Raw genomic sequence first — 4,772 nt, 5'->3', positions numbered from 1 at the left:
CACTCATCCGGCCTGATCCAACCGACAGGCCCTAGCCCTTGGCGCGGGAGGCCAGGAATTCCTCGAACGTGAGGAGCCCGTCGTTGTTGGAGTCGTGGGCGTTGATCACGGCCTGGGCCACGGTCTCCGTCACATGGAAGTCGCCGAGCTGCGCCATCGCGCTCTTGTACTCCGCAGCCGTGATCAGCCCGTCGCTGTTCGCGTCGAAACGGTCGAACGCCTTGCGCGCCTCTTCGTTGTCCGCCACTGCTTCCGCCCCTTCTTGTGCCCTACTGACAGGAGTCAGATTATCGGCACGCCGTGACCGTCCCGGCGGGGGCCCGGCTGTCAGGGGTGGCGGTCGGAGACCCGCATCTCGAACCAGGTGGTCTTGCCGCGCGGCAGCAGATCCACGCCCCATCGGTCCGAGAGCTTGTCCACCAGGAACAGCCCCCGCCCGCTGATGTCCAGGTCGCGCACCGGCAGCAGGCACGGCAGGCCGCGGGAGGGGTCCCTGATCTCGACGCGGATCCAGCCCCGGCGGCGCAGCATCCGCAGCCCGAACACCCGGGCGCCGGTGTGCCGTACGGCGTTGCCGACGAGTTCGGAGACGAGCAGCACCGCGTGCTCGGCCATCTGCGGGGGCAGCGCCCACTGCCGCAGCACGACGATGTGGGTGAGTCGGCGCGCCGCGAGGGCGGACTCGGGGCGGGACGCCAGCCGGACCTCCCCCTCCGTCGGATTGCCGAACAGTTCGAGCACCGCGCGCGCCTGTTCGTCCTCAACGGCCGGAGTCAATCGCGTAACGGTCGCGTCGCCGCCATGCCGCGGTTGTTCCACACCCTCAAGGCCCGCCATGTGTCCATCATGGCTGCCCAGACGGGCTCTCGGGGGCGTTCCGGGGGAATCGGCACCCCCCAACGGTCCAGCCCCTTGGGTGGGTTTGGCATATGACCATGGCAGGAAGCTGCCCCTCTTACCCACTCTGATCTGCGATAACACGTCACACACGGGTGATCACCAGTTGTGATCGACAGCTCCGCCTTAAGGCTGGCTTAAGGCGGAGCTGAACCGGGCACGAGGTTGACGCACGCGCGTCCGTTGTCCAACCGGGGTGCGCTCAGCGGAACTTGGCCTTGCCCGGCCCGTCCTCGACGAAGCTGCGCATGCCGCGCTCACGGTCCTCGGTGGCGAACAGACCCGCGAACCAGTTGCGTTCGATCGCGAGTCCCGTCTCCAGATCGGTCTCCAGACCCGCGTCCACGGTCTCCTTGGCCGCCCGCAGCGCGAGCGCGGGCCCCTGGGCGAGCCTGCCGGCCCACGCGTGCGCCTGCTCGTACACCTCTTCCGCCGGTACGACACGGTCGACGAGCCCCATCGCGAGCGCCTCGGGTGCCTTCACCTGACGGCCGGTGAAGATGAGGTCCTTGGCCTTGGAAGGGCCGATCAGCCGGGCGAGGCGCTGGGTGCCGCCCGCGCCGGGGATCAGGCCGAGCAGGATCTCGGGCTGGCCGAGCTTCGCGTTGTCGGCGGCGATCCGGAAGTCGGCGCACAGCGCCAACTCGCAGCCCCCGCCCAGCGCGTAGCCGGTGACGGCGGCGACCACGGGCTTGGGGATGCGCGCCACGGCGGTGAACGACTCCTGGAGTTCCCGGGAGCGTACGACCATCGCCGCGTGGTCCATGTCGCGCATCTCCTTGATGTCCGCGCCGGCGGCGAACACCTTCTCGCCGCCGTAGAGGATCACGGCCCGGACGTCGTCGCGGCGGCCGGCCTCCGCGGCGAGTTCACGGAGCCGGTCCTGGATCGCGATGTTCAGCGCGTTCATGGGCGGACGGTCGAGCCGGATGGTGCCGACGCCGCCCGAGACTTCGAGATTCACAGATGACATAGGAGGCAGATTAGGTCCTGCCACGCGGAAGGGCCCGGCGCACCCCGTCGGGGTGCGCCGGGCCCTCAGATCCCCCGGTGGACTACTTCGTCCACTCGGCCCAGGACATGTTCCAGCCGTTGAGGCCGTTGTCCGGGGCGATGTCCTTGTCGTCGGAGTTCTTCACGATCACCACGTCGCCGATGATCGACTGGTCGTAGAACCACGCGGACGGCATGTTCTTGTCGTAGCCGCCCCGGACGTCGCGCAGTCCGACGCACCCGTGGCTGACGTTGGCGGAGCCGAACGTCCCGGCGGACGCCCAGTAGTTGCCGTGGATGAAGGTGCCCGACGTGGACAGCCGCATCGCGTGCGGCACGTCCTTGATGTCGTACTCACCGCCGAAGCCCACCGTGGCGCCGTTCATCCGCGTCACCTTGTGCTTCTCGCTGATCACCATCTGGCCGTTGTACGTCGTGGTCGACGGCGCGCCGGCGGTGATGTTGATCTTCTTGATCTCCTTGCCGTCCTTGACGACCTTCATCGTCTTGGCCTTGGCGTCGACCGTGGAGACCATGGAGCGGCCGATGGTGAACTTGACCGTCTTGGACTGCTCGCCGTACACCCCGGGCCGTCCCTCGACGCCGTCGAGGTTGAGCTCCACGGTCACCTTGGTGCCCGCGGCCCAGTACTTCTCGGGCCGGAAGTCGAGCCGGTCGTTGCCGAACCAGTGGGGCTCGACGGGGACCGCGGGATCGGCGGTCACCTTGATGGCCTTCTCCACGGCCTCGGGATCGGTGATCCCCCGGGTGAAGTTGAGCGAGACCGGCATGCCGACGCCGACCGTCGAGCCGTCCTCAGGCGTGTAGTGGCCGATGAAGGTGTTCTTCGGTACGAGGGTGGTGAAGGTGGTGTCCTTCGCCGACACCCGGCCCTCGGAGTCCTTGGCTATCGCGTGGACCGTGTACTTGGTGGCGCCGGCCAGATGCCGGGCCGGCTCCCAGGCCGTACCGTCGGCGGCTATCTTGCCGTCGACCGCGTTGCCCTTGCTGTCCTCGACGGTGACGGTCGTCAACTTGCCCTTGCTCGCGCCTATCTTGAGCGCGCCGCTCGTCGCGACGGACTTCGCACCGTCCTTGGGCGCGATCGTCACGACGGCCTGCGAGGCGGCGTTCTCGACCTTGCCGCCGCCCTCGCCGCCCTTGCCGTCACCGCCCGCGTCCGCGTCGCCGCCCCCGCCGCACGCCGTCACGAACAGCAACAGGCTTCCCAGCGCGAACGCCGTCAGCCCTCTGCCCCGTCCACGGCCGACTTTCGCCGATGCCCCCGATACCGGCTGCCCGTTCAATGGTCGTCTCCCCTCGCACGGCCGGGTCCCACCACGGCCTCGGAGCCGGGTGCGAACAACGCACGACCGGGCTCCACACCCCCGCGCGCTTCGTTCGCGCGCACGGCGCTAGACAATCACACCGCGGGCCGTCCCGGACTCCCCGGGATTGTCACCGTTCCGTTCCAACGTCCTGTGGAATCAGGGACGGTCACGCAGGTGGGAGGGGTGCGAGGGAATCGCCACGGCTGCCCGCCGTCAGCCGGCGACCGCGGAACCCGCCTTCCACTTCCGCCAGTCGAGGTTCCAGCCGCCCAGTCCGTTGTCCGGATCGACCGTCCTGTCCGCCGAGTTGACCACCTCCACCACATCGCCGACGAGCGTCCTGTCGAAGAACCAGCCCGCCGGGGTGTCCGCGCTGCCGCCCTTCACGTCCCGCAGACCGACGCACCCGTGGCTGACGTTGGTCGATCCGAAGGTGTCCGGCGGGGCCCAGTAGTTGCCGTGCAGGAAGGTGCCCGACGTGGTCAGGCGCAGCGCGTGCGGCACGTCCTTGATGTCGTACTCACCGCCGAAGCCGACCGTGGCGCCGTTCATCCGCGTCACGTCGTACAGCTCGGTGACGACCATCTTCCCGTTGTACGTCGTGGTCTTGGGCGCCCCGGCGGTGATCGGCACCGTCGAGACCAGCGCGCCGTCGCGCCGTACCTCCATGGTGTGTTTCCCGGCGTCGACCAGGGACACCTGGGAGCGGCCGACCCTGAAGCCGACCTTCTTCTCCTGGATACCGAAGACCCCCGGCGCCGCCTGCACGTCCCGCAGCCGCAGATCGACGGTGACCTCGGTGCCCGGCTTCCAGTACTCACGGGGCCGGAAGTCCAGCCGCTGCCCGCCGAACCAGTGGCCGACGATCTCGACCGGCGGGTCGGAGGTGACGCGGATGGCTCGCTGGACGGCGGCGCGGTTCGCGATCTTCCGGTTGAAGTCGAAGGAGACGATCATGCCGGTGCCGACGGTCGAGCGGTTCTCGGGCTTGAAGTAGCCGATGAAGCGGTGCTTCGGCACGGCGGTGGTGAAGGTCGAGTGGCGGGCCGAGCGGCGGCCCGCGCCGTCCACGGCAATCACGTCGACGCTGTACTTCGCGGCGAGCACGACGTTCGCGCCCGCCTCCGGCGTCCACACCAGACCGTCGTCGGAGATCCGGCCCGGCAGCTCCTTGCGCTGCGCGTTCTCGACCTGCGCGACATCGACCCGCTCCAGCCGGCCGTCCGGGACCCTCACCTCGATCCGGTCGCCGCGCTTGATGTCCTTGGCCCCGTCCTCGGGGCTGATCCGGATCGTGTCCCCAGGCGCCCGGGACTTGCTTTCGGTGAAGGTCTCGCCGACGGTGCATCCCGTCAGTCCGGCCAGCCCCGCGATCAGTCCTGCCCATGTCAGGGCGGCGGCCACGCCGGTCCCTGTCCGCTTCAGTACGTGTCTCACGACCCGCCCAACGACTACCCCCCTCGCAGGGAAACGTGAGTGCGGGCCTTCCGGCGGGCAGAACTGCTGGGAGGACCACGCGGGGGCAGCCGGGGCCGGGACGCCCCGGCTGCC

General features: G+C 69.2%; 5 protein-coding genes. All 5 read right to left on the bottom strand.

Going from position 1 to position 4,772, the window contains the following annotated elements:
• Window positions 1-31: 31 nt before the first annotated feature.
• A complete protein-coding gene (locus BHU15_RS33000; protein WP_023538531.1) occupies window positions 32-247 on the bottom strand; it encodes an EF-hand domain-containing protein in 216 nt (71 codons plus the stop codon).
• A gap of 80 nt (window positions 248-327) precedes the next feature.
• Window positions 328-837 carry an ATP-binding protein gene (locus tag BHU15_RS32995; RefSeq protein WP_069630497.1) on the bottom strand — a complete coding sequence of 170 codons (510 nt, stop codon included), beginning with the start codon at window positions 835-837 and terminating at the stop codon, window positions 328-330.
• A gap of 262 nt (window positions 838-1,099) precedes the next feature.
• On the bottom strand, window positions 1,100-1,870 hold the full coding sequence (locus BHU15_RS32990) for an enoyl-CoA hydratase/isomerase family protein (RefSeq protein WP_069630496.1): 771 nt from the start codon (window positions 1,868-1,870) through the stop codon (window positions 1,100-1,102).
• 82 nt (window positions 1,871-1,952) lie between these two features.
• Window positions 1,953-3,197: a L,D-transpeptidase gene (locus tag BHU15_RS32985; protein ID WP_069630495.1), complete on the bottom strand. Its 1,245-nt coding sequence runs from the start codon at window positions 3,195-3,197 to the stop codon at window positions 1,953-1,955.
• Between the two features lie 237 nt (window positions 3,198-3,434).
• On the bottom strand, window positions 3,435-4,658 hold the full coding sequence (locus BHU15_RS32980) for a L,D-transpeptidase (RefSeq protein WP_069630494.1): 1,224 nt from the start codon (window positions 4,656-4,658) through the stop codon (window positions 3,435-3,437).
• Window positions 4,659-4,772 lie beyond the last annotated feature (114 nt).

This window comes from Streptomyces niveus (genome assembly GCF_001723055.1).
Lineage (GTDB): Bacteria > Actinomycetota > Actinomycetes > Streptomycetales > Streptomycetaceae > Streptomyces > Streptomyces niveus.
Note: the sequence above shows the minus strand (reverse complement) of the source record. Positions and strands in the feature narration are given on the sequence as shown.

What these genes read in the sequence shown, in the direction of transcription:
- BHU15_RS32995 (WP_069630497.1), bottom strand. Translation starts at nt 837, where the DNA reads ATGGCGGGCCTTGAGGGTGTGGAACAACCGCGGCATGGCGGCGACGCG.
- BHU15_RS32990 (WP_069630496.1), bottom strand. Translation starts at nt 1,870, where the DNA reads ATGTCATCTGTGAATCTCGAAGTCTCGGGCGGCGTCGGCACCATCCGG.